The sequence below is a fragment of the Dyadobacter sp. CY312 genome, assembly GCF_021390535.1.
Taxonomy (GTDB): Bacteria; Bacteroidota; Bacteroidia; order Cytophagales; family Spirosomataceae; genus Dyadobacter.
On the sequence record NZ_JAJUXG010000011.1, the window covers coordinates 23,546 to 44,869 of the forward strand.

At 41.4% G+C, this 21,324-nt stretch carries 20 protein-coding genes; 12 read left to right on the forward strand and 8 right to left on the reverse strand.

Annotated features, from left to right (window positions below; genetic code table 11):
- The first annotated feature begins 216 nt into the window (after window positions 1-216).
- Entirely contained in the window at window positions 217-450 is a 234-nt protein-coding gene (locus LZG71_RS15080) for a hypothetical protein (protein WP_233821668.1), read from the forward strand.
- Window positions 451-550: 100 nt separating this feature from the next.
- Here the strand turns inward: LZG71_RS15080 and LZG71_RS15085 are convergent, their stop codons facing one another.
- Window positions 551-2,926: an ABC transporter permease gene (locus LZG71_RS15085; protein ID WP_233821670.1), complete on the reverse strand. Its 2,376-nt coding sequence runs from the start codon at window positions 2,924-2,926 to the stop codon at window positions 551-553.
- A 159-nt stretch (window positions 2,927-3,085) separates the two neighbouring features.
- Between LZG71_RS15085 and LZG71_RS15090 the strand changes: the two genes are divergently transcribed.
- Genes LZG71_RS15090 through LZG71_RS15100 form a run of 3 tightly spaced genes read left to right on the forward strand, consistent with a single transcriptional unit; the run spans window position 3,086 to window position 4,367 of the window.
- Window positions 3,086-3,583 carry a hypothetical protein gene (locus tag LZG71_RS15090; RefSeq protein WP_233821672.1) on the forward strand — a complete coding sequence of 166 codons (498 nt, stop codon included), beginning with the start codon at window positions 3,086-3,088 and terminating at the stop codon, window positions 3,581-3,583.
- A 21-nt stretch (window positions 3,584-3,604) separates the two neighbouring features.
- On the forward strand, window positions 3,605-3,952 hold the full coding sequence (locus LZG71_RS15095) for an MmcQ/YjbR family DNA-binding protein (RefSeq protein ID WP_233821674.1): 348 nt from the start codon (window positions 3,605-3,607) through the stop codon (window positions 3,950-3,952).
- A gap of 34 nt (window positions 3,953-3,986) precedes the next feature.
- On the forward strand, window positions 3,987-4,367 hold the full coding sequence (locus tag LZG71_RS15100) for a DUF983 domain-containing protein (protein WP_233821676.1): 381 nt from the start codon (window positions 3,987-3,989) through the stop codon (window positions 4,365-4,367).
- A 23-nt stretch (window positions 4,368-4,390) separates the two neighbouring features.
- On the opposite strand, the gene LZG71_RS15105 is transcribed toward LZG71_RS15100, so the two are convergent.
- The 3 genes from LZG71_RS15105 to LZG71_RS15115 all read right to left on the reverse strand — a co-directional run bounded on the left by LZG71_RS15105 (window position 4,391) and on the right by LZG71_RS15115 (window position 6,481).
- Window positions 4,391-5,224, reverse strand: a complete 834-nt coding sequence (locus LZG71_RS15105; RefSeq protein WP_233821679.1) for a GNAT family N-acetyltransferase — start codon at window positions 5,222-5,224, stop codon at window positions 4,391-4,393.
- 139 nt (window positions 5,225-5,363) lie between these two features.
- Entirely contained in the window at window positions 5,364-5,636 is a 273-nt protein-coding gene (locus LZG71_RS15110; RefSeq protein ID WP_233821681.1) for a DUF4174 domain-containing protein, read from the reverse strand.
- 65 nt (window positions 5,637-5,701) lie between these two features.
- Window positions 5,702-6,481: a GDSL-type esterase/lipase family protein gene (locus LZG71_RS15115; RefSeq protein ID WP_233821683.1), complete on the reverse strand. Its 780-nt coding sequence runs from the start codon at window positions 6,479-6,481 to the stop codon at window positions 5,702-5,704.
- A gap of 429 nt (window positions 6,482-6,910) precedes the next feature.
- On the opposite strand from LZG71_RS15115, the gene LZG71_RS15120 reads away from it, so the two are divergent.
- The 7 genes from LZG71_RS15120 to LZG71_RS15150 all read left to right on the forward strand — a co-directional run bounded on the left by LZG71_RS15120 (window position 6,911) and on the right by LZG71_RS15150 (window position 15,541).
- Window positions 6,911-8,395, forward strand: coding sequence for a ParB/Srx family N-terminal domain-containing protein (locus LZG71_RS15120; RefSeq protein WP_233821685.1), 1,485 nt, complete (start codon window positions 6,911-6,913; stop codon window positions 8,393-8,395).
- Window positions 8,396-8,509: 114 nt separating this feature from the next.
- Complete coding sequence (locus tag LZG71_RS15125) at window positions 8,510-9,403, forward strand: DNA adenine methylase (RefSeq protein WP_233821687.1); 894 nt, start codon at window positions 8,510-8,512, stop codon at window positions 9,401-9,403.
- 9 nt (window positions 9,404-9,412) lie between these two features.
- On the forward strand, window positions 9,413-10,540 hold the full coding sequence (locus LZG71_RS15130; RefSeq protein ID WP_233821688.1) for a ParB N-terminal domain-containing protein: 1,128 nt from the start codon (window positions 9,413-9,415) through the stop codon (window positions 10,538-10,540).
- A 2-nt stretch (window positions 10,541-10,542) separates the two neighbouring features.
- Entirely contained in the window at window positions 10,543-11,460 is a 918-nt protein-coding gene (locus LZG71_RS15135; protein WP_233821690.1) for a hypothetical protein, read from the forward strand.
- A gap of 182 nt (window positions 11,461-11,642) precedes the next feature.
- Entirely contained in the window at window positions 11,643-11,930 is a 288-nt protein-coding gene (locus LZG71_RS15140; RefSeq protein WP_233821692.1) for a YciI family protein, read from the forward strand.
- Between the two features lie 621 nt (window positions 11,931-12,551).
- Entirely contained in the window at window positions 12,552-13,367 is an 816-nt protein-coding gene (locus LZG71_RS15145) for a carbonic anhydrase (protein WP_233821694.1), read from the forward strand.
- Window positions 13,368-13,372: 5 nt separating this feature from the next.
- A complete protein-coding gene (locus LZG71_RS15150; RefSeq protein ID WP_233821695.1) occupies window positions 13,373-15,541 on the forward strand; it encodes a cation:proton antiporter in 2,169 nt (722 codons plus the stop codon).
- A 106-nt stretch (window positions 15,542-15,647) separates the two neighbouring features.
- On the opposite strand, the gene LZG71_RS15155 is transcribed toward LZG71_RS15150, so the two are convergent.
- The 3 genes from LZG71_RS15155 to LZG71_RS15165 form a co-directional block, all read right to left on the reverse strand.
- Window positions 15,648-17,156, reverse strand: coding sequence for a flotillin family protein (locus LZG71_RS15155; RefSeq protein WP_233821697.1), 1,509 nt, complete (start codon window positions 17,154-17,156; stop codon window positions 15,648-15,650).
- Window positions 17,157-17,204: 48 nt separating this feature from the next.
- Window positions 17,205-17,771: a serine protease gene (locus tag LZG71_RS15160; protein WP_233821699.1), complete on the reverse strand. Its 567-nt coding sequence runs from the start codon at window positions 17,769-17,771 to the stop codon at window positions 17,205-17,207.
- Window positions 17,772-18,234: 463 nt separating this feature from the next.
- Window positions 18,235-18,753 (reverse strand): DinB family protein, encoded by a 519-nt coding sequence (locus tag LZG71_RS15165; protein WP_233821701.1) that lies wholly within the window; start codon window positions 18,751-18,753, stop codon window positions 18,235-18,237.
- A gap of 438 nt (window positions 18,754-19,191) precedes the next feature.
- Between LZG71_RS15165 and LZG71_RS15170 the strand changes: the two genes are divergently transcribed.
- The gene (locus tag LZG71_RS15170) at window positions 19,192-19,977 is read left to right on the forward strand and encodes a murein L,D-transpeptidase catalytic domain family protein (protein ID WP_233821702.1); all 786 of its coding nucleotides are present in this window, start codon (window positions 19,192-19,194) and stop codon (window positions 19,975-19,977) included.
- Here LZG71_RS15170 and LZG71_RS15175 read toward each other — a convergent pair.
- On the reverse strand, window positions 19,935-21,131 hold the full coding sequence (locus tag LZG71_RS15175; protein WP_233821705.1) for a L,D-transpeptidase family protein: 1,197 nt from the start codon (window positions 21,129-21,131) through the stop codon (window positions 19,935-19,937). The genes LZG71_RS15170 and LZG71_RS15175 overlap by 43 nt on opposite strands.
- Window positions 21,132-21,324 lie beyond the last annotated feature (193 nt).

Consider the following 21,324-nt stretch of genomic DNA (forward strand, 5'->3'; position numbering starts at 1 on the left):
TATACCAATATTATTCAAATTGTATTAATCTTATAAAAACAAAGTCAGTCAACTTGAATTATTCATTCAAAAACCAAACAAACAGCTCATCATCAATAAATACCACTCATAATACCAAAATAACATTCCTTCACAAATATTAGAATAATCCAAAATTAGTATTTACATTTGTATCATCAAATAAGACAAATACAAGAAATCAATTATAAATAAGACATGAAAAAATTAGCAACAATATTCGTTTTCGCCTTTGCTTTAAGCACAACCATATCTTTTGGAAACAATGCAGATGAAAAAGCAACAGTATCTTCTGTAAAATCACTACCGGCTTCTTTGCCAGCCATCGAAACTCCTGCACCGCAACGCACCAAGCCAACGGCAGCGCAGAAGTACAGCCCGGCGCAAAAAGCAGCAATCACTGAGTTGAAATTATCGTCAGTGAGCAAATAAGAAATTAGTAAGGGTTAAGTTGGGATTAAAAAGAGGAACGGTTGATTCCTCTTTTTTTGTGCTTTATGTATAATAAAAACCAAATACATAACATTTCCACCTAATCTACTTTTAAAACTTCAACAGGATTAATGTATGCGGACCGTAAAGTTTGAGATACAACTACCATCAATGCCACAAGAACAACAAGTGTATAACCCATAACCAGATTATACATCCCCAGATCGACATGAAATCCAAATCTTCGTTCAAGCAAGCTACCGCACAGCCAGCCTAACGGAATACCAATAATTCCGGCTACAACCAAAATCCCAATAAAGGGTTTAGTTACAGACATTATCACCTGGACATTGCTAGCTCCAAATGTCTTTCTTACACCAATTTGCATACGATTGGAACCAACAGCATAATTTGCCATTCCCAAAATACCAAGACAAGAAACAAATATTACAATACCGCACACAAGGCCAAATGACAAATTAACATTTCTCATTTCTACCTTATATTCACTAAGATTTCTGTCTTTGAAATTGTAGATTTCAGGTATCAAGTCCGGGAAGTTCTCAACCCATGCCTTCTCGCTTTTAAAATCAACTATATCATCGGAATCTTTTACACCCTTTAATGAAATAAATCGCCCCCTGGAATTACTTAACCTGAATACAGTGGGCTGAATTTCCTGCATTTGGAACGAATCATCTGCAAGAACACCAACAATCTGAACAGGAATTGAGTCCAGTTTAACAATTTGCCCTATCAAGTTACTCTCTTGGCTCTCTCCATTGATAAGCATGCGCCCTGCGGACTGATTGACTAATATCGATTGCTCGATTTTTTGAGGCTGATCTTCCGAAAAATTAGCGCCGGCAACTAATTTCAAATTGAATACATCAATAAAATTATGATCTACAAATCCCGAGTTCAGTATTAAGTCAGTCTGTTTCCCGGCAATTTTCACAACACATTTTCCCATTGGGTTCAGTATCGGCAAATGATCAGATACAGATATTTTCTCAACTTGGCTGATTTCCATAAGCTGATCCATTAAACGATCTGCTGGCTTACCTTTTAAGTCAATGATGGTGATATTTTCAGGTAGTTTAGTCATCAGCTTTTCTTGCACACTATACCCTGTGTCTCTTAAAATCACAAAAAAAACCATCAACATAATTGTTACTGAAAACTGCACTACTACAATTGCTTTGTAAATATTAATCCGCTGTACAAATCGGATCGTTTGCAAACTTTTCAATACTTCGATCGGGTTGAATCTCGATAGTATAAACGCCGGAATTGCCCCAGCCACAAAGCCCGTTAAAATCGTGTAACCCAGCAAGACTCCAACAAACTGAAAATCAGGAAATACATTCACCTCCTTCACTAACCCAATCCATCCCGACTTCCTGGAAATTAAAATTACTACGTAGGCGATCAACAATGCGATACAAGACAGCAGTATCGACTCTACTGTAAACTGCAAAAAAATTTGTTTCCGGAGCGCTCCGTTTGTTTTCCTGATTCCTACTTCCCTCGCTCTGGCAAAAATACGAGCTACCGAAAGAGCAGTGTAATTGAAAGCCGCAAGTATGGTGAGAGCCAACGCCAGGAATACCCATGTCATGATCCCTGTCCAATTCATACCTGCATGAGTATCATTCTGAATTGCAGGATCCCAAGGTGTGATATCTTCCAGCTTTTGAGCCAAGAAGGTATAATTATTAACATCAGATTTAAGCTTTTTTGAAATTTCACTTAGTCCCGAGTTCAACTTGAATAAATCGTTTTCTGAATTTGTAAGAACATAAACAGACGCATCTTTGTATGCATCCCAATTTCCGGATACCTTTTCAATCAGACCTTTGGTTTCCAAAGCCACGGCAACATCCAGGGACAGTACTACTTCCACAGGAATATGCGTTTTTAAAGATGGCTGTTCAATTACTCCAGCAACTTGGAACGTCCCCCATCCATCAATAGTCACCCTTTCTCCAAGAGGATCACGGTTATCAAAAAGTCTCTTTGCAGTTTCCTGACCTAACATTACTGAATTATGCGCACTAAAAAAGGACTTTATATTTCCGCTCAACAGCCGAAAACCAAACACCTCGAAAAATGATGACTCGACAAAAGTAACCTCGAGTGGTATCTCGCGTTTGCGCGCCAGAATTTTGATATTCCCTCCATTCCTTACAATTGTGGTTTTGTTTACAAAACTCATATTATTCAATTCGTCGGCAACAGGCTCCGGACAAGTCGCCCATCGCGAAACGTTTGTTTCTTTATCAATCTTCGTAGTAATACGAAAGGTCTGTGTAATGAAAGGATGGAAGTGATCGGTTTCCCAATTACTTTTGAGGCATGCAAAAATCATAACACCAACAACCATACTAAGCGACAGACCCACAACGCTAACTATTGAAGAAATGCGATTTCTTAGAATTGATCTGATCGCAACTTTGAAGTAATTTCTTATCATAGCAATTAATATTTAAGTTGGTATGCGAATTTTATATTTAAGTAAACTTAATATTAATTATACTTAAATTGGTTAGAATCTTCAATTAAAAGATCTGCTGATTCACGCCGGTTTGAAACACATTGTGAACCTTCATTGTTATCGTTAAAATTTAAAAAAATGATCAGAATCTCATCTCTTCCCCTCATCATAAACCTCGGACAGTTTCATTCGGCAAGTCAGATATTACTGGTTGATGTACTAAATGTTGGCGATGCACCCAGGAAAATGCGCGAATACATCAAGGCAAGCCACGGCGGATTTGTTTATGACAAGCAAACTTACATGCCCATTACACTTACCGGGCAACCAGAAAGCCTGATCGCCAATGCGGAAAAAGGTATTCTTTTTAAATTTGATCAGGGTTTCCAAAACCTCTACACACTGGAAGCTAACCTGGACGCCGCCATATGGCACAAAAAGCTTTATGATATGTCGGCTTATGACGGAGAGCAACAAATCGTTTTTGAACCGGAAGTTGATTTTATAATTCAGAGATATTTGGCCAATTACAAGGAATATCCGAAACCTGCCGACACACTTTTAAAGATTCCCGCTCCCCTGCCGACAATTGGCACCAAGGCAATGAAAGGATTAAAACCAGTCAGAAAGATTTAAAAACGGAGTTTATCATCAGCCATGCAATTATTCTTCTCTCCCTATCTGGAATTTATTCGCAAGGCTGTGGAAATATTGCCTGGCGTTACCGAAAAGCTATGCTTCGATACACCTGCGTTTTACGTGGCCGGTAAACTTTTTGCGCGACTCAAAGAGGATGGCGAAACGCTGGTTGTTTATACTGAAAACAGGGGCAAATGGATGCAGCAGGATCCGGAGACATTTTTCATTACCGACCACTACCAAAATTATAAGTACATGCTTATTGACCTGAGCTTGGTACAACCAACGATTTTAAAAAACCTGCTCGCAGAAGCCTGGAAAAGCAGGGCGACTAAAAAATTGCTTAAAGAACTGGATCAAAACTGAAATGGACAAAGCATGCTAACAATGCTGAACGACGATGTCAAAATTATATAGTGTTGCCAGAATGAAATGCCCGCGCTGCCACAAAGGCAACCTTTTTTCAACTCGGAATCCGTACAGTTTCAAAGGTGCACTTGACATGCCGGATCGATGTACGGAATGCAATCAGGATTTCAAAATTGAACCAGGGTTCTACATAGGCGCCCTATGGACAAGCTTCCCAATTGTCATATTCATCATGACGTTGCTTTCAATTTTCTTCCTGGCTTATCTAAAAATGGATATGAACTGGTTTTTTGTAGTTATTACGGCCATTCTGTTTTCTCTCCAACCCATCATCATCAGGCTTGCCCGGGCAATATGGATCAACATTTTTGTTGACTACGAACAAAACGCGGTCAGAAAAGATGATGTTTAGGTGAAGCATGTCTTAAAAAACCGTTAAAGCTCCATAACCATTTCGTATTGATTGATGTGATTACTCAACCCCGCATTAGACAGGAAATCAGCTAGCTCAGACTCTGTGCTGTCTACATTGTTGATTTTTACAAGCGAAAATTCAGTACCAATAGCCGAAAATAGTTGTTCACCATAAGGCAAAACTTTCCCGTTCGCAAAACCGAATCTGGCGATATAACCACTCTCAGGATTGACAATCGCATATGCTTTCATTTTCGCCGCCTCTTCTATAAACCAGAATTCATAGTCCGGGTTTGCTATGCGTAATGCCTTTTCCGACTGCTCCCAGGTATCAGGATAGGTGTAAATTTCCTCCGGAATAATTGCGGGTATTTCTTTAATCTTAGTCAGTTGTAAATGCTGTTCACCCGTCAGATTAAGTTTTCCTGAAAAACATAATAGGGTTCGTCTTACCGAATAACCAATACCCGTATACGCCTTTATAGCTATTTCATTTCTGGTGATCACCTCCAATGTAGAATATTGAACGCCGGCAAGCTTTAACAACGGCAAAGCCGCTTCGTACATGCGTCGCACCAGTCCGTTGCCTCTGTACGCAGGCACAACCCCCGTTGCGGCGTTGTGAGCTGTGCGCTTTCCATCACGCTGGTCTACACCGAACACCAGAAAACCAACCAACTGGTCGCCATCGAATGCTCCAAAAGACAATTTGTAATCGACAGACGCGGCTTTCCAACGTTTGTACAAGTAGTGCTGATCGACATGAAATGGAACAAAGTAATCGGCAAAAGCGGCATTAAACACCTCAGCAATTATAGCTAGTCCCGTAGTCTCTAAGGTTTTAACATTTATCATTAATTTCTATTTTTTGACAACACCAAAGAAATAAAATAATTGAATTATAATAACACTATTTAATCAGGATATTCCGGTATTTCATGAATGAAATTAATTCAGCTTATCTGGGAAATACTTCTTTCAATTCTGCTCAGTGTTATTTTTTCCTCATCTCACTACATCGCATCGGCATGGCGTCAATCTGCTCAAAAAGTGTCACAGCGGACACTGGTACCACGGAGCAGTATTTTTCACCGCCGTCTCTGCCAATGAGAATAAAAGTGAAGGAGGAATCCACATCTATTTTACTCCTTCGCCATTCGGAAGAAGTTTCCGGCGAATACGGGTACGACTTTATTTCGATATCTCTTTCCATTACTCCGGGCTTGTGCTTTTGAAGCTCCGCAAATTGCTTATCGTTCCAACTCATTTTCTCTCTGCGTTTAAACTTTTGCACCTTTGCGCGGCGGGCGCTCCCGTGAAACCCTTCACGACCTACAACACCGCCTTTCCAATCGCCCTACCCCAATACGTTCCCAAAACCTTCACACCTTCTTCATTCGGATGCAAATAAAACGTACCCGCTTGGCCGTTTTCGGGTTTAAACAGCTTGACCGCATTCTTTTTAAAATGTTTGAACGCCTTTGTATCACCTTTAAAAACCCGGCCAGGTTCCGAGGATTTATATTCCGAAATCAACCCGTCGATTTCCGGGATATAGGTTTTTAGCCGTTCCAGGCCTTCCTTCAAATATTTCGAGCGGTTGTAAGTATTCTCGCTGTACCAGATCGGATGGTGTATCACCACCTTGCTGCCCGGATATTTGGTAAGCAATTCCGAAATGATCGTTTGTATATTTTTCCGGTACTGCTCCTTGGAAACCGGCGAACCATTAGGACCTTCAATTGCGCTGTCGTTCGTACCCAGTTTCATGGAAAATACCAGTTGATGATCTTTCAATTGATACAAACTATCTGCAGCTTTTTTTGCCAGGCCGTACCATTTTCCGGTTCCAACGGGACCCGACGGCAACCAGTCCAATGTTGTAGATCCGCTTTTCCCCACATTGACAAAAGCAATATCACCAGCTTTCTTTTGCGCTTTCAGATAATTGACGGCATGCGTCGGCGGCGGAAGTCCTTTGTCACCGCCCTTTCCCTGGGTGATGCTATTGCCGATGAAGACAATGGATAGGTTGGGTTTGTTTTGGGCTTGGACCAACGTGATCGTTGTTAAAAACAGAGGAAGTAAGATTGCCGTAATGTTGGTTTTCATTGGATTTGGGTTGATTTGAAAAGCTTGTCTGAGAATATGGAGTCATTTTAGTGAAAGGGGTTTTGCGGCAAAATATCCTTTGTGTGGAGAATAAATAAATGTCAATGATTCTGAAACAACAGAAATCAGGAAAATTTTCGAGAATCTCACCTCCAGGATCTACTCCACAGTAATTTGTACGGGAAATTGTGGAGGATTGCGGACTATCGTTGATTTGAAGGTTAACTATTCATTCCTATTAGATTGAGATTGCCTCAAACCAATTTGTATTCCATTCAGATTGTCAAAACTCAGATTTAACGATAGTCATTTGCTAACTCGAATCTGTTGGTAGATTGCACCAAAGATGACAATATAATTATTTTGATTTCAAATATTATTCCTTAGACTTGCAAAACCCTACACAACTAAGCCCTCTTTTTAGCATTCATGGAAAAATACGATTGGTTAAACAAAAAGACACCCAGGTCAGTTGATCAACTAAAATTATGGCCCGAAAATCCTAGGCTAAATCCAGAGGAATCTCACGTTTCTTTGAATGATTTTATTGAAGATTTTACTTCAACCCCCTCAGAACTAGGTCACTTCATTGACTTAGTTAAATCTATCGCTACTGACGGATTTATACCGGCTGATCCAATCGTTATATGGAAGAATGAGATTAATGGCAGATTTTATGTCGCTGAAGGCAATCGACGAATAGCAGCGATTAAGGTTCTCCGAGATCCTGAAAAAGCACCAAAAAGTATTAGGAGTTCGATTCGAAAGTACTCAGAAAAAATAGACAAACAGCAGATAGAAAAGGTATTAGTAAATGTAGCCCCAACTTTTGAAGATGCAGAATGGTATATTAACCAAAGAAATAATGCGTCTTCTTTACAACGCCCTTGGTCACGTATTCAACAACAGAGATGGATTAACGAGTTGTACGAAAAGTATCACGGAGATATTGAAAAAATTAAGTCCACGACTAAAATGGAACAGGGCGAGTTTGAATCCGCCATTCGAATACTTAGAATCAAGGATATGATCAATGACTCTTCTGTCAAATCACTACTTACGAAGGAAGAATTTGAAAAAGCATCCTCTCACAAATTCCCTATCACAATTCTTGAGCGCTTCTTTTCTGATTCCAAAGTTAGATCGGCATGGGGGCTAGAATATGACGGAATTCTCATAAAACTAAAATCTAACCGAGAAAGTTTTTTAAATGCCTACACAGCCTTAATCAAACGGATTCTAGAGAATAAACACCGAGAAGATAAAATTGATACCAGAACAATTACCACCGGCCTTGAGGAAATTTTGCAAAGTTTGCCTCAGGTGTCGTTCACTAATCCCGAAAATCAAGAATCTAACATCACCCTTGATCAGATTGATGCTATCACGTTAGCAGAAACTAGTGACAATACCAAGGCCTCTGCTCAAAACCCAAAACAAAGTGGAATTGAGTTAAAAAATAATCCAGAGCGTTCGAGGCTCGTTTTGCCAATTTATGAGATTAACACTGACAGTTACCGCCTAAGCGGGCTATTCAACGAATTTCAAAGAATACCCCATCAATATAAAAATTCAATCAGCGCCTCGTTAAGAGTTTTTATTGATCTAGCCATATTTAAGTATATTGAGACTGAAAATATCGAAGGCACTTTATGTGCTTATTATAAAAAACAAATCAAAGACATCTCGTTAAAAGACCGAATTGAATATCTTAAACAAAATCATCTGACCGACAAAGCGAAAAAAGTAGCTGCTAGGCTTGTCGATCCCAATCAAGAATTTAGTTTAGATGTTCTGAATGGTTTTGTACATAGTCAGGACTCACATTACCTCGACAAAAGTTTCCTCAATAGGTTTTGGGACTTCCTTTTCCCTTTACTGGAAGTTTTGCTCGATATTAAAGAAAAAAAATAAAGACAAAATAGTAGTTTAAAATGATTGATGCACTATTGGTAACGTCATTCACCCCTGAATTCTATTTGTAAAATCTGGTTTAGTATATTTGCTACCATAATTAGACTAATTACCTTGGCCAATCTAAGAAACCATAGCCCCCTAAGATATCCTGGCGGTAAAGCCTGCTTGACCAACTTCATTACAGAACTAGCAGTTTTAAACGGTGTTCATGGCGGAGTTTACGTAGAATTGTACGCAGGAGGAGCCGGAGCAGCCCTAAACATGCTCTTTAACGGTATTTTTAGGTGTATACATATCAATGATTTTGATTATCATGTGTATTCCCTATGGTACTCCATTCTGAACCATTCGGAGGATTTTGCTAGTCGCATAATCGAAACTGAGGTTTCTATTGATGAATGGCACAGACAGCAAGCAATCTATAAACAGGGAAAATCGGCGAACATCTTTGATCTTGGGTTTGCAACTTTTTTCCTTAACCGAACTAACAGATCGGGAATAATTTTCAAAGCGGGACCTATCGGTGGAATTGACCAGACTGGAAGCTACAAAATTGATGTACGCTTCAATAAAGATGATCTAATTAGAAGAATTCAAAAAATTGCTTCGTATCGTGACAAAATCAAACTTACAAATCTTGATGCTGTTGAAATCATTCAGAACATAGAAACACATCATCCCACTACCGAAGAAATTTTTCTATATCTTGATCCACCTTACTACAAAAAGGGCAAATTTTTATACTTGAATAATTACAATCATGCTGACCATCTTCGACTCTCTGAGGCAGTCAGTAATTTGACTGATGTAAAGTGGCTCATTTCATATGATAATACTGTAGAAATCAAAGAAATGTATAAAAATTTCAGAATGTCATCCTTTGATTTAAACTATACTTTGCAAAGCAAAAAATTCGGAAGTGAATTGCTCGTTTTTTCGAAAAACCTCAGAACCAGCAAAAACATTAAAGTTAATAGTCGAAGTAGTGAGTTAGTTTTACTCTGACAGATAATTATGAAACAGAAAATAGAACAAATAGCTACCAAAGATTTATCCTTCGATTATCAAAATCCAAGGATTGCTGAGTTTGGCATAACTACTAAAACAACCGAACAAGAGATTATTCAAATTCTTTGGAATGTAATGGGTGTGGAAGAGATCGTTCTATCCATACGTGCCAGTGGTTTTTTTGAGCATGAGCCTTTACTTGCTGTAAAGGAAGATGGAAGACTGATTATTATTGAAGGCAATAGACGTCTGGCAGCAGTAAAATGTATTCTTAACAGAGAAATTGCAGACTATATAGGTATTAACAAAAACCAGCTTTCTGTCTCTCCTGAAATTAAAGATAGCCTTGAGTATCTTCCGGTAATCCTTGTTGAAGAAAGGAAAGACGCATGGAAGTTTATTGGATTCAAGCATATTAATGGCCCAGCTAAATGGGGTAGCTATGCAAAAGCACAGTACATATCCCAAATCAAAAACGAATACGATATTCCTTTAGAGGAAATTGCCTCTCAGATAGGTGATACGCACAAAACCGTGCAAAAACTCTATCAAGGTCTACAAGTTATTGAACAAGCGGAACAACTGGGGAAATTTAATAGAACGGATATAAGTGCAAACCGACTGTATTTCTCTCACTTATACACTGGCCTAACTTATGAAGGGTTCAAAGATTATCTTGGCATCAAAGATATTTCCGAAGACACCAAGAATCCGGTTCCAGAAGATAAATGGGATCATCTAGAAGAGTTGTTGACTTGGTTGTTTGGCAGTAGAAAAAAAGAAGTTGATGCTGTTATCCTTTCACAAAATCCAGACTTGCGGAGGTTGGATGCTGTTATTAGAAATAAAGAAGCAACTTATGCTCTAAGAGATGGCGTGCCCCTTATTCAGGCTTATGAACTTAGTCAACCTAAAAATGAAACATTTGAGCAAAGCTTGCTAGAAGCAAAGCGAGCTCTACAGAAGGCTCAATCATTTCAAACCGAAGGCTTTGACGGCAAGGATGTTGCAATGTTAAAATTAGCGGCAACAGTCGCTAAAATGGCTGACGAGCTTTATGACACAATGGAAAAGAAATGGAAATCATTACAAGACAACGGTTCTACAAAAAAAAGACTTTTTAGCGAAGAGTAACGATGTTTAAACTCCCTAATGGTCTCCCCTCCCTAAGAAATTCCGCCCAAGACTGGGCTGATTACGCAGAATACTCTGTACTGAGTAAAACTAATCTGTCAATCCTAAGTCTTGTTAAAACACCACTTCTTATATCGGATGAAACTCTTGTTGATGGTATTGAGGATGATACAGATAAATTCATTAATAAGGCCGATGAAATCTCAGCAGAGATAAACAATAGAAAAAGTACTACTGGATTTAAATATCCCTTTGAAACATCTGATTCTGACTATTCCATAAAATTTTTGCTAACCGACTCTCTTCACGTATGGGTTTATAAATTCTTGCTACTATGCACCAGACTGAATATGAAAGACGAAAAAATACAATCTGGACTAGATGGAACTCAACTTTTTGAGCGTCTATCAGCAGAAGTAGCACTAAACTTCTTTGGCAACAATGCAGAAGTCGATATTTTAGGTACCAGTAAATCACACATTGGAGGATTCCGTGCCAAACTTTTGGAAATCACCAAAAGAATGAAAGAAGGGGGTGACATTCATCAAAACCACGGTTATAAACCTCAGGATGATAACGTAGACCTCATTATCTGGAAGGGATTTTCTGACAAACTTCCATCTCAGATGATTGCATTTGCTCAATGTAAAACCGGTACATCTTGGCAAGATCGATTATCTGAGCTCAATACTGAATCTTTCTGTAAAACTTGGTTTTCAAGACAACCAGTTGTTACACCTATTCGAATGTTCTTTTGTGCTCAATACTTCCCCAAAGAAATTTGGCATCCAAGAGCTAATGAAGCAGGATTAGTTTTCGATAGATTCAGAATTCTGGATTACCTTCCTGACACACTGAATGATGACTTATTACAGGATATCAAAACTTGGTGTTCAGCAATTGAGGCAAAATTCTCTTAACTAGCCCCTAATCTAGTTAAATTATCATCTTGGCCCTTAGTCAATCAAGCCTTTCATTCTTACTGACAAAGACTTTATTCTTTACAGAGGCAACCGCAATAAATTATCCCCAAGCCGCCCTGGCACAAATTTTACCGTAATGTAAAGTCTTTACCAACAATCTCCAACCAATCCCAAAAACCATGTTCATCATCGATCTTAATTACGTTGCTCCGCTGGAAGAACTTGACAAACATATGTTTGATCATGTGCAGTACCTGAAAAAATATTACGAAGAAAATCTGTTTCTGGCTTCGGGGCGGAAGGTGCCGCGGACGGGTGGGATCATTTTGTGTATTGCGGAGTCCGAAAAGGAGGTGAATAAGATCATCAGCGAAGATCCGTTTTACAAACTCAAACTGGCAGAATTTAAGGTGACGGAATTCCTGGCTTCTCAGTCGCATCCGGCGCTGGAAACACTTTTGAGATAGTACTCCGATTGAAAACTTTCGACCGAAGGCGCATATCACACTGAACTGTCCGCCGCGGTAACTATTTTTAGAGCAAACAATCCTTCGACGGAGTTACCATTAACACTTTTAACTGCGTATGATCAGAAAAAATTGACAGCAGTGGATGAACGCGTAAGCTTCAAAGCAGCGGCAAGCACAATGCGTGCGCAGGCCCGACGAAAAAGCGGGGTGTGCGTCGGTTTGTGGGTAGAAGCATTTTTTCGTCTTGACTTTTTGTTACTTTTTTGTCAAGAAAAAAGTAAGAGCACTGGAAGCTGTCATCGAAATATTTATCAATTTACTGATTATCAATGCTGATTTGGTTGCCCGGGTTTCGACCGATCGGGGGGGGGGCCGTCCGCTCAACCTGACAGAGATTATGGTAATTTCAGCCGAGTTGTCGTAGCGAGACTGTTTGCTCCGAAGACATTTGCTTAGCATGCAGCCGTCCATTCATTTAAAATCAAACGGATCAAAACCACTCTTTACAAGGAAAAAATTATCTATTTCCACTACCCAAATTGCAATATTCCGGGCAAATCGTCTTATATTATCCATTCATTGGCAACTTAAACTAATATATTTTTACAATTCATGCTCATGGTTTATTTAAGAAAAACGGCACTATTGCTTGTCATCTTATTCGTATTCAGCACTGTAATTTCCTGCAAAACGGACGGCGATACGAATGAAACTGCCATTACCGATACTTTGGCAACGGATTCGCTGGCTGTGGACTCGCTGGCAGAAAACCGACCGGGATTCAGCTTCCAACAAGCGTTGGATTCGGTGTATCAGGGCAATGCAAAAAACGTATATGCAGCTCTGACAGCGGGAAATAACCGCTTTGCCCGCGACTCTGCATCGGTGTACCGTTCCACGGAATCGATTCCGGATAGTTTGCTGAGAAAGAAACCATTTTTTCTTCTCACCGACGTAGATCTCCCACAATCGCCCGACCGGATTTTCGACCTGCGGAAGTCGATGTTTATGCAACTGTCGAGCCCCGCCTGTTTACTGGATCCGAAGGATATTGCGGTGATGGAATACGCGGTGATGTACAGTGGAACGAAGGTGATTATGGTGCTTGCAAATAGCAACAGCCGTATGATCGGAGCGGCTTGCGACAATGTACAGACGGGAAATTTTGGCAGCATAACCCGCGAACTGGCCAAGGCAATGACCACCACGCAGGAATTTGCTGACCGTTCGTCGGCCAACAAAGATTACGTAAACAACATCGCGCAGAACCAGGCAAATATTTCTCTTAACCAGATTCTGGCTCAGAGCCCACGCCTTAAAACGCTGTCGGACAGTGGAAAGGTTGTACTTAAGAGTGCTTATTTCGATGCAGCAAAAGGCTCTGTAATCATACTGGAACAGAAGAACGCCCTCAATTCATTGACAAAAAACTAGATATTATGAATGTTTTACTCAATGCCGGGGGGATGTTTCAGCTTCCTCTCAGCAATCCGGTACTGATATTTTCATTGGTGCTGTTTATCATCCTCTTCGTCCCGCTTCTGCTCAACAAAATACGCGTCCCATATGTAATCGGGCTCATTCTGGCCGGGGTGTTCATAGGCGAACACGGCGCCAACCTGCTCAAACGAGACAGCAGTATTGTGCTTTTTGGAACGGTGGGATTGCTCTACATCATGTTTTTGGCCGGGCTGGAAATAGACCTGAAAGAGTTTAAGAAAAACAGTCGTAAAAGTCTTGTTTTTGGATTGCTCACTTTCTCCGTTCCAATGATTTTGGCAGGGACTGCGGCACGATACGTGATGGATTTTACCTGGATATCGAGTATACTTTTTGCCAGTATGCTCGCTTCACACACGCTCATTGCCTATCCGGTCGCTGCACGTTTTAATGTACACAAAACCCTGACCGCCACCATTGCCGTCGGCGGAACAATTATTACAGACGTACTCGCACTTCTTGTGCTGGCTGTTATTGCCAAAATGAGCCAGGGTGAGGTAAATGAGGCTTTTTGGATACAACTTACTGTATCGGTACTGGTATTTGCAGCCATTGTCTGGTTTGTTTTTCCAATTATTGCAAGGTGGTTTTTCAAACGTTTTGACGACAGTATTTCGCAATACATTTTTGTATTAGCGATGGTTTTCCTCGGATCCTTTCTTGCCGAACTTGCTGGAATTGAAGCCATCATCGGAGCGTTTTTATCAGGTTTGGCACTCAATAGGCTGATCCCGCACCATTCCCCACTTATGAACCGGATTGATTTTGTGGGAAACGCACTTTTTATCCCCTTTTTCCTTATTGGTGTAGGCATGTTGGTTGATTTTAAGGTGCTATTTAAAAGCTGGGAATCGCTGAAAGTGGCCGGTGTAATGACTGCCGTAGCCATTGCGGCAAAATGGATTGCTGCATTTTTTACACAAAAAATTTATGGCATGAAAAGCCACGAACGTACGCTGATCTTCGGGCTCAGTTCTGCCCAGGCTGCTGCTACGCTGGCGACGGTTTTGGTGGGTTACAACATTATCGTGGGTCAAAATGAGCTGGGTGAACCGATTCGTTTATTGAATGAGGATGTACTCAATGGTTCCATCATTATGATCCTGATCACCTGTTCGCTTGCTTCGGTGGCTACGGCAAGTGCTTCGGCCAAAATGGCGCAGGAAATGAACGACGGCAAAACGGACTCAGAAGATAAAGACACAAGGAATATTCTGATTGCAGCTTCAAAAGAAGATACGATAGACCCGATGGTGGAACTTGCATTACTGATGCAGCCTCGGAAACAGGAACAGAATATATTCGTGTTGTCGGTAATCAGTTCGGATAACGATGACCGGGAGTCGGAGGAACGACGGCTCAAAACGTATCAGGACAAGATGGTTGTAACTGCCGCAGCGACGGACGTAATTCTGACGCCGCTGATCCGTTACGACGTCAACTACGTGTCCGGGATACAACATACGTTGGAAGAAAAGCGGATTCATGAGGTGATCATTGGTCAGCAAAAATATGAAGACGATGGCAAATCGGCGACGGGTTTGAAATCGAGAAACCTGCTCGACAAATGCTCTCAGATCATTTACCTCATCCACGGTATGCAACCGCTGAACACGATCAGGAATATGACGATTGTTTGCCCCGACGGAGCTGAAATGGAGCCTTCTTTCCCGATCTTGCTGGAACGGATCACTACCATTGCCAAACAACTCAATTGTGACATTCACTATTATAGTTCAGCATCGACATTGAAAATGATCAAAAGGCAAAACCAAGAAAATAAGGGTCCGGATGCTAAATTCACCATTTTCGATAACTGGAACGACTTCCTGATTTTGGCGAGAGATGTAAGCAAAGAAGATCTGTTTATCGTGATATCAGCACGCCCGGGCAATACCAGTTACCACAACGGACTCGCCGATGTACCCAGACATTTGGCCAAATACTTTGCTAACTACAATTACCTGCTGATGTACCCGGATCTACGGTCAGATTTCTCCCAAAACCCAAGTGCTGAGTTTGAACGTACGGGTGAGTTTTTGCAGCAGGGAATGACGCAGCTTGGGAGGACCGGGGATAAGTTGAAGAATATTCTTAGGCCAAGTTAAAAAAGTTTCACGCAAAGTAGGGAAGTCAAAACGCAAAGAGCGCGAAGGGTAATAAATCCTTCGCGCTCTTTGCGTTAATCTTATTTTTCTTTGCGTGAAACCTTTTTTATTCTTCCTTTTTCACTTCCGTTACCGCAGGTGCTTCGGGATTGTCCGTTCCTTTGAGATAGGTCGGTAAGTTCAGTCCGGCCATGTTGAACAGATCATTCAATGGAGGTACCGTCTTCATCATGCCAGATACGAAATTGGCTGTTGAGCCATTTCCATTTTCTCCGTTTCCTGAATCCCAAACCGTTATTTTATCAATCTTGATGTTTTTCACGGCATCAACCTGCGTTTTCACCAGTTCAGGTAATTTCTCAATAAGTAACAACTGGAACGCTTTGGTTGGATCTCCACCGGCAGCGGCAACCACTTCCTTGTAACCTTCGGCTTGCTTGGTCAAAATCTCGTACAAACCTTTTGCTTCCGCCTCCATTTTGGCAAATATCGCATCCGCCTCACCTTTCGCCTGCTCACGGATTCTTTCCGCTTCTGCTTGAGCTTCAATGATGGCCCGTTGTTTGGCGATTTCTGCTGGAATTACAATGTTAGCAATCTGAGTAGAGCGTTCTCTTTCCGAACGCGCCAATTCTGCTTTTTGCTCTGCAACATAAGATTCTTCCAGTGCTCTTGCCTGTTGTACTTTTTCGGATGCAAGGGCAGTACGCAAAGCTTCCGCCTCTCTTTCCCTACGTAGCGCGTCGGATTGTGCAATAGCGATCTTTGCCTCATTTTCCCCCTGGATGGCGATTGCGTTAGCCTCTGAAGTTTTTACCCTTGTATCACGTTGTGCTTCCGCGCGTCCAATCGCTTCGTCTTTGGCTGCTGCGGCAATGCTGATCTCCCGGTCTTTTTGTGTGATGGCGATTTTTACATCACGATCACGGTGCGTTTCTGCGATTTGCGTATCCTTTTCCCGGTCAGCAAGCGCCTTACCGGTCTCCCCTATTTTCTCTTGTTCTGCGACGCTGATCTTTGCTTCGTTGATCGCCTTTGCAGCAGCTTCTTTACCAAGTGCTTCAATGTACCCCGATTCATCACGAATATCCGTCACGTTTACGTTAATCAGTTTCAAACCGATTTTACGCAATTCGCTGTCCACGTTTTTCGAGATATTTTCCAGGAATTTATCGCGGTCCGAGTTAATCTCTTCAATCGTCATCGTGGCAATCACCAAACGAAGCTGACCGAAAAGAATATCTTTTGCCAGTTCCTGAATCTGTTCAAAACTCAATCCCAGCAACCTTTCAGCAGCTGTATTCATGCTGTCCGTTTCAGTGGAAATAGCAATTGTGAAACGGCAGGGTACATCCACACGGATATTCTGACGACTTAGTGCGTTAGTCAGGTTGGCTTCAATAGATAATGGTTTTAAATCCAAAAACGCATAGTCCTGAATAACCGGCCAGACAAACGCACCGCCTCCGTGAATACATTTGGCAGATGTTCCACCCGTTTTACCATAAATAACAAGGATCTTATCAGACGGGCAACGCTTGTAGCGCGAAACCAGGGCGGTAATACTTACAAAAATGACTACTGCTAATACAACAATGATAATGATTGGAGACATATGTGCGGGGGTTAGTTAAATGCTATTTGAGCTTTCGGCGGTCAGCTGTTAGACTTTTTCTACTGTCAGAAAATTGTTATTTCCTACACGGGTTACTTTCACAACGGATCCTGTTTCTATTTGTTCGTATTCCGTGATTGCGTCGAGTACGTGGACTGAACCGCCCACGCTGATCATAATCTTTCCTGTTCCCGTTTTTGCAGCCGGAATGGTGAGATATACTTCCCCGGTTCTATCGATTGTGTTAGAGAGCTTGAACGAATTGTCTTCCGCGAGTTTTCTGATTTGCTGAATAATCATGAAAAACACACCGACGAACGTAAGCCCTATCACCAGACTTAAAACGATCAGCAACATCGGGCTGGAAACAATTCCGTAAAACGAAATACCGCCCCAGCTAAAACCCAGCAGAAAGTTGATGAGGTTGCGGAACGAGAATAACTGAAATGGTTCGTCTGTTCCGTCCAGATTGCTGTCAAAATCCGCATCAAGTCCGTCCGTTGCATCTGCTCCAATAAAGGTAGAGATGGTTTGGATCATAAAAATAAGGCTCGCGGGAATGGCTATAAACCAGAACGTCCTGAGCAATGGGTCTAAATTGTCTAGTATTTCCATACTTACAAATGTATTTTTTAAGATCCTGATCTAATCAGTTTTTACATGAGTGCCGTTTGGCAATGACCCGCGGAAGAATTTTAATGTAACCTGCGGTAGTATAGAGAAGATCAGTATCTCTTGTTTACGTATATTCTAAATATAGGAAAAAATTATTGGGCAGACAACTCTTACTATTGAATGAGTGAGACAGAAATTGAGTTTGTCCAGGAAAAAGTTTCACGCAAAGAAGGGAAGTGAAAAGCAAAGGGCGCGAAGGTTTTTTGTCACACAGAGTTGCACAGAGTTAATAAGAGCGGACGCCGCGCGGAGCCACAGAGTTTATTGTTTTCTCTGTGAACCCGGGCAGCGTCCGCTCCTTTCACCTCTGTATCGCTCTGTGTAACTTTAATAAAACTTACCTCGCGCTCTTTGCCTTAATCTTATTTTCCTTCGCGTGAAACCTGTTGTCTACATGAAACCTTTACTCCCCTAACGCCAACCGAATATGCGCCAGATGGTGCTCCACATGCCATGCCGACATCGCAACAGCTTGTTTTTGAGTAAGCCAAAGCTTCCGGACAGGATGATAGTAGGATATACTCAGCTGTTCCACAGTTAATGTAGTAATGAGAAATATATATTTGTTTGTTATCGCTTCAAATAGCAACACTGAATCTGCAACAGGCATTTGCAAAGAATCAGTTGTTTGTGCCCAGGCATCCATATTGATCACAGCCATATCTGAGCCTGGCTCTGTAATCGCTTTTTTCATGCGGTAATAATGCAGCAAACCAATGTCCGATACATGGTGTACCAGCTGACGGATATTCCAGCTTCCTTCGCGATAAATTTTGGTAAGATCGTCATCCGAAAGATTTCCCACCAACGCACGGTATTGCGCCGGCGCAGCCCGAATTACATCAATTAAGGCAGTAAATTCTTCGGTGGAATAGTCATCTTGAAGATTAAAACGACCAATAGGATATTGTCTGTCTGTCATATGTTTGGAGATTAGCATTTCAAACTTACAGTAAAAAATGGTTGTAATCTTTCTACGCTAGGAATGCACGACACTTTTTTAATAAATAACTCACTCCATATTCGTGAACATGCGTGTATTCGTAGCTTAATAATATCAGCAATTGAAAAAATCAGAGCAGTGGTAAAAAGCCTTTTTAATACATCGCGAAAATTATCTCCGTGACTCTCTCCCTGACTCCGTGTACCCTTCTAATACTGGTTAAATCTCAGCTCAGAATCAACCTTTTTGAACCGGCCATGGAACCATTTCAATGTAACCATCTGTTAATCAACATACCTTGCAGAAGCTAAATTCTTCTGCATCCGGGCAACTTAATGTTTTAATACTCGTTTTGCTAAAACCAGTTGTTCCCGGATTCCCTATTCATGAAACGATTGTCCAATTAAACGATACGTAATGACAAAGGCTCAGGTTGTGTTAGTAGCAGTAATAGTTGCCCTTAGTGCTTCATTCGGTTTCCAAAAAATCAATCCACTTTCCTATTCAGAATCTACGAATACAGATTCCATTTCAATAAAATCAGACTCTTTAAAGCTTAAACCTGAATGGGTAGCCTTGTATGATTCTCTGCATCTGGGAGAAAAAGGTCTGTCTCAAAGTGCGTTTCATACCGCCTGGTTTGGATTTCAGAAAATGAACCTGCACAATCCGATCATGGCCATTGCAGATTTCAGCCAGTCGTCCCGAAACAAAAGACTTTATGTGATTGACGTCATCAAAAAGAAAATATTGATGCACACCTATGTAGCACATGGACGGAATTCCGGAGAAGAGTATGCGAAGAAATTCTCGAACAATAATGAGTCGTTCCAGTCGAGTCTGGGTTTCTATCGTACGCTTGGTACTTATGTTGGAAAACACGGACTTTCGCTGAAGCTGGAAGGTGTAGAGAAAGGAATCAACGATCGTGCTTTTGAACGTGCCATCGTGATGCACGGCGCAGACTATGTGAGCGAATCGTTTATCAAAAACACCGGCAGGTTAGGACGTAGCCAGGGCTGCCCCGCCGTATCAGTTGCAGACAGCAAAAAGCTGATCAACATGTTGTACAACGGGGCAGGACTTTTTATCTATTCTATGGATCAAAAGTATTTCAAATCTTCACAGCTTCTGGCAGGACTTACCGAGCAGGAAGAAAATCAGACTTTGGGAACTCCCTTTTTGTATACATCTTCAAAATAAAGCAAATCCCCTTTTTCATTACAGTCTGCTCCCAGATAAAAGAGAAACACAGGAATCCGCTTTTCCAGCTTGTTCCATTTTGGAGGAGTCGAAACAGTATCCGGTTCAGTCAGGAAATCGCTTCTCAACAGTTCTTTTCCTGCCATGAAGTTGGCAAGATCTGTTGGTCTTTGCACCCGCACACAGCCATGGCTCCGAAATCTTTTGTCGCTATCGAACAAATATCGCGCATTGGTATCGTGCAGGTAAATCGCTAGTGGATTTTTGATCTCTACTTTTAGCAAACCCAGAGAGTTGTCCTCTCCGGTTTCCTGCCTGAAACGGTATGGGAAGTTATCAGCAGAAAGCTCATCCCAATCCAGATTTTCCGGATCGACGACCTCTCCTTTTTTATCAATCACTTCAATTTTATTATTGGCAAGATAAGATGCATTCGCTTTTGCTTTCGGCAGTAGCTCTTTAATGGCAATGCTCTTAGGCACATTCCAATAAGGGTGTGTCACAATGCTGGTTGCATAGGTATCAATAGTAGGTGTTGGTGTATCCCCTTTACCTACAATCGTCCTCATGGTAATCACATCTTTTCCGGCAGAATCCATTCCAGTAAGGTATGCTCCCCGGATATTCACCATTACCATTCGCGGTGCTCCCTGAGCCTGGCGGTGCATCCAGCGATATGCGTTCAATGTTTCGGCCACCAATGCGGCACTATCTTTCTCATTGTCTTTAATCAGACGGGCATAATGTATTTTCAGATTTTGATAAACAGGGTATGGCGGTTCCAACTTTTGCATCGCCTTGTCAGCTGATTGTCCTTTCACAAGCTCCTCCGCCGCAGCACGAAGCAAAGACGTATCTGCTTTCATCTTCTTTTCCAGGTATTTCAAAGCTGGTTTATGCCCGTAAGCGAGTTCTTCCAGCAAAGCGAACACGGGTGCTTCCCCATCTTTCCCGGCAAACTTACCCGAGTCAACTCCGGATAATTTCGCATATTCCAGCATCTTGGAATAGGTTTTCTTATCGCCAAGTTCCTTTGTAATTTCTTCCCGGCTCATTTGGCGGGGATCCTTTTTACAGGATTGAACCAATGCGAGTACGAATAGTATCAGAAGAGGTACATACCTGGATTTACCCAGGCCAGAAAACATTTGCATTTGACAGAACGGTTAGGTTTGTAGCTAGACGTACAATTTTCATGCTAGCGCCCCTAATTCAATTGTAGTATACCAAATCATTCTTAAATCATAACCAATGACTCAATATTACAAACCGCTAAACAGGACTGTGGAAATTTGAGAACAATATCAGCGGGAATTGTATGCTTATTCCACGCCATTCTTGCTTATC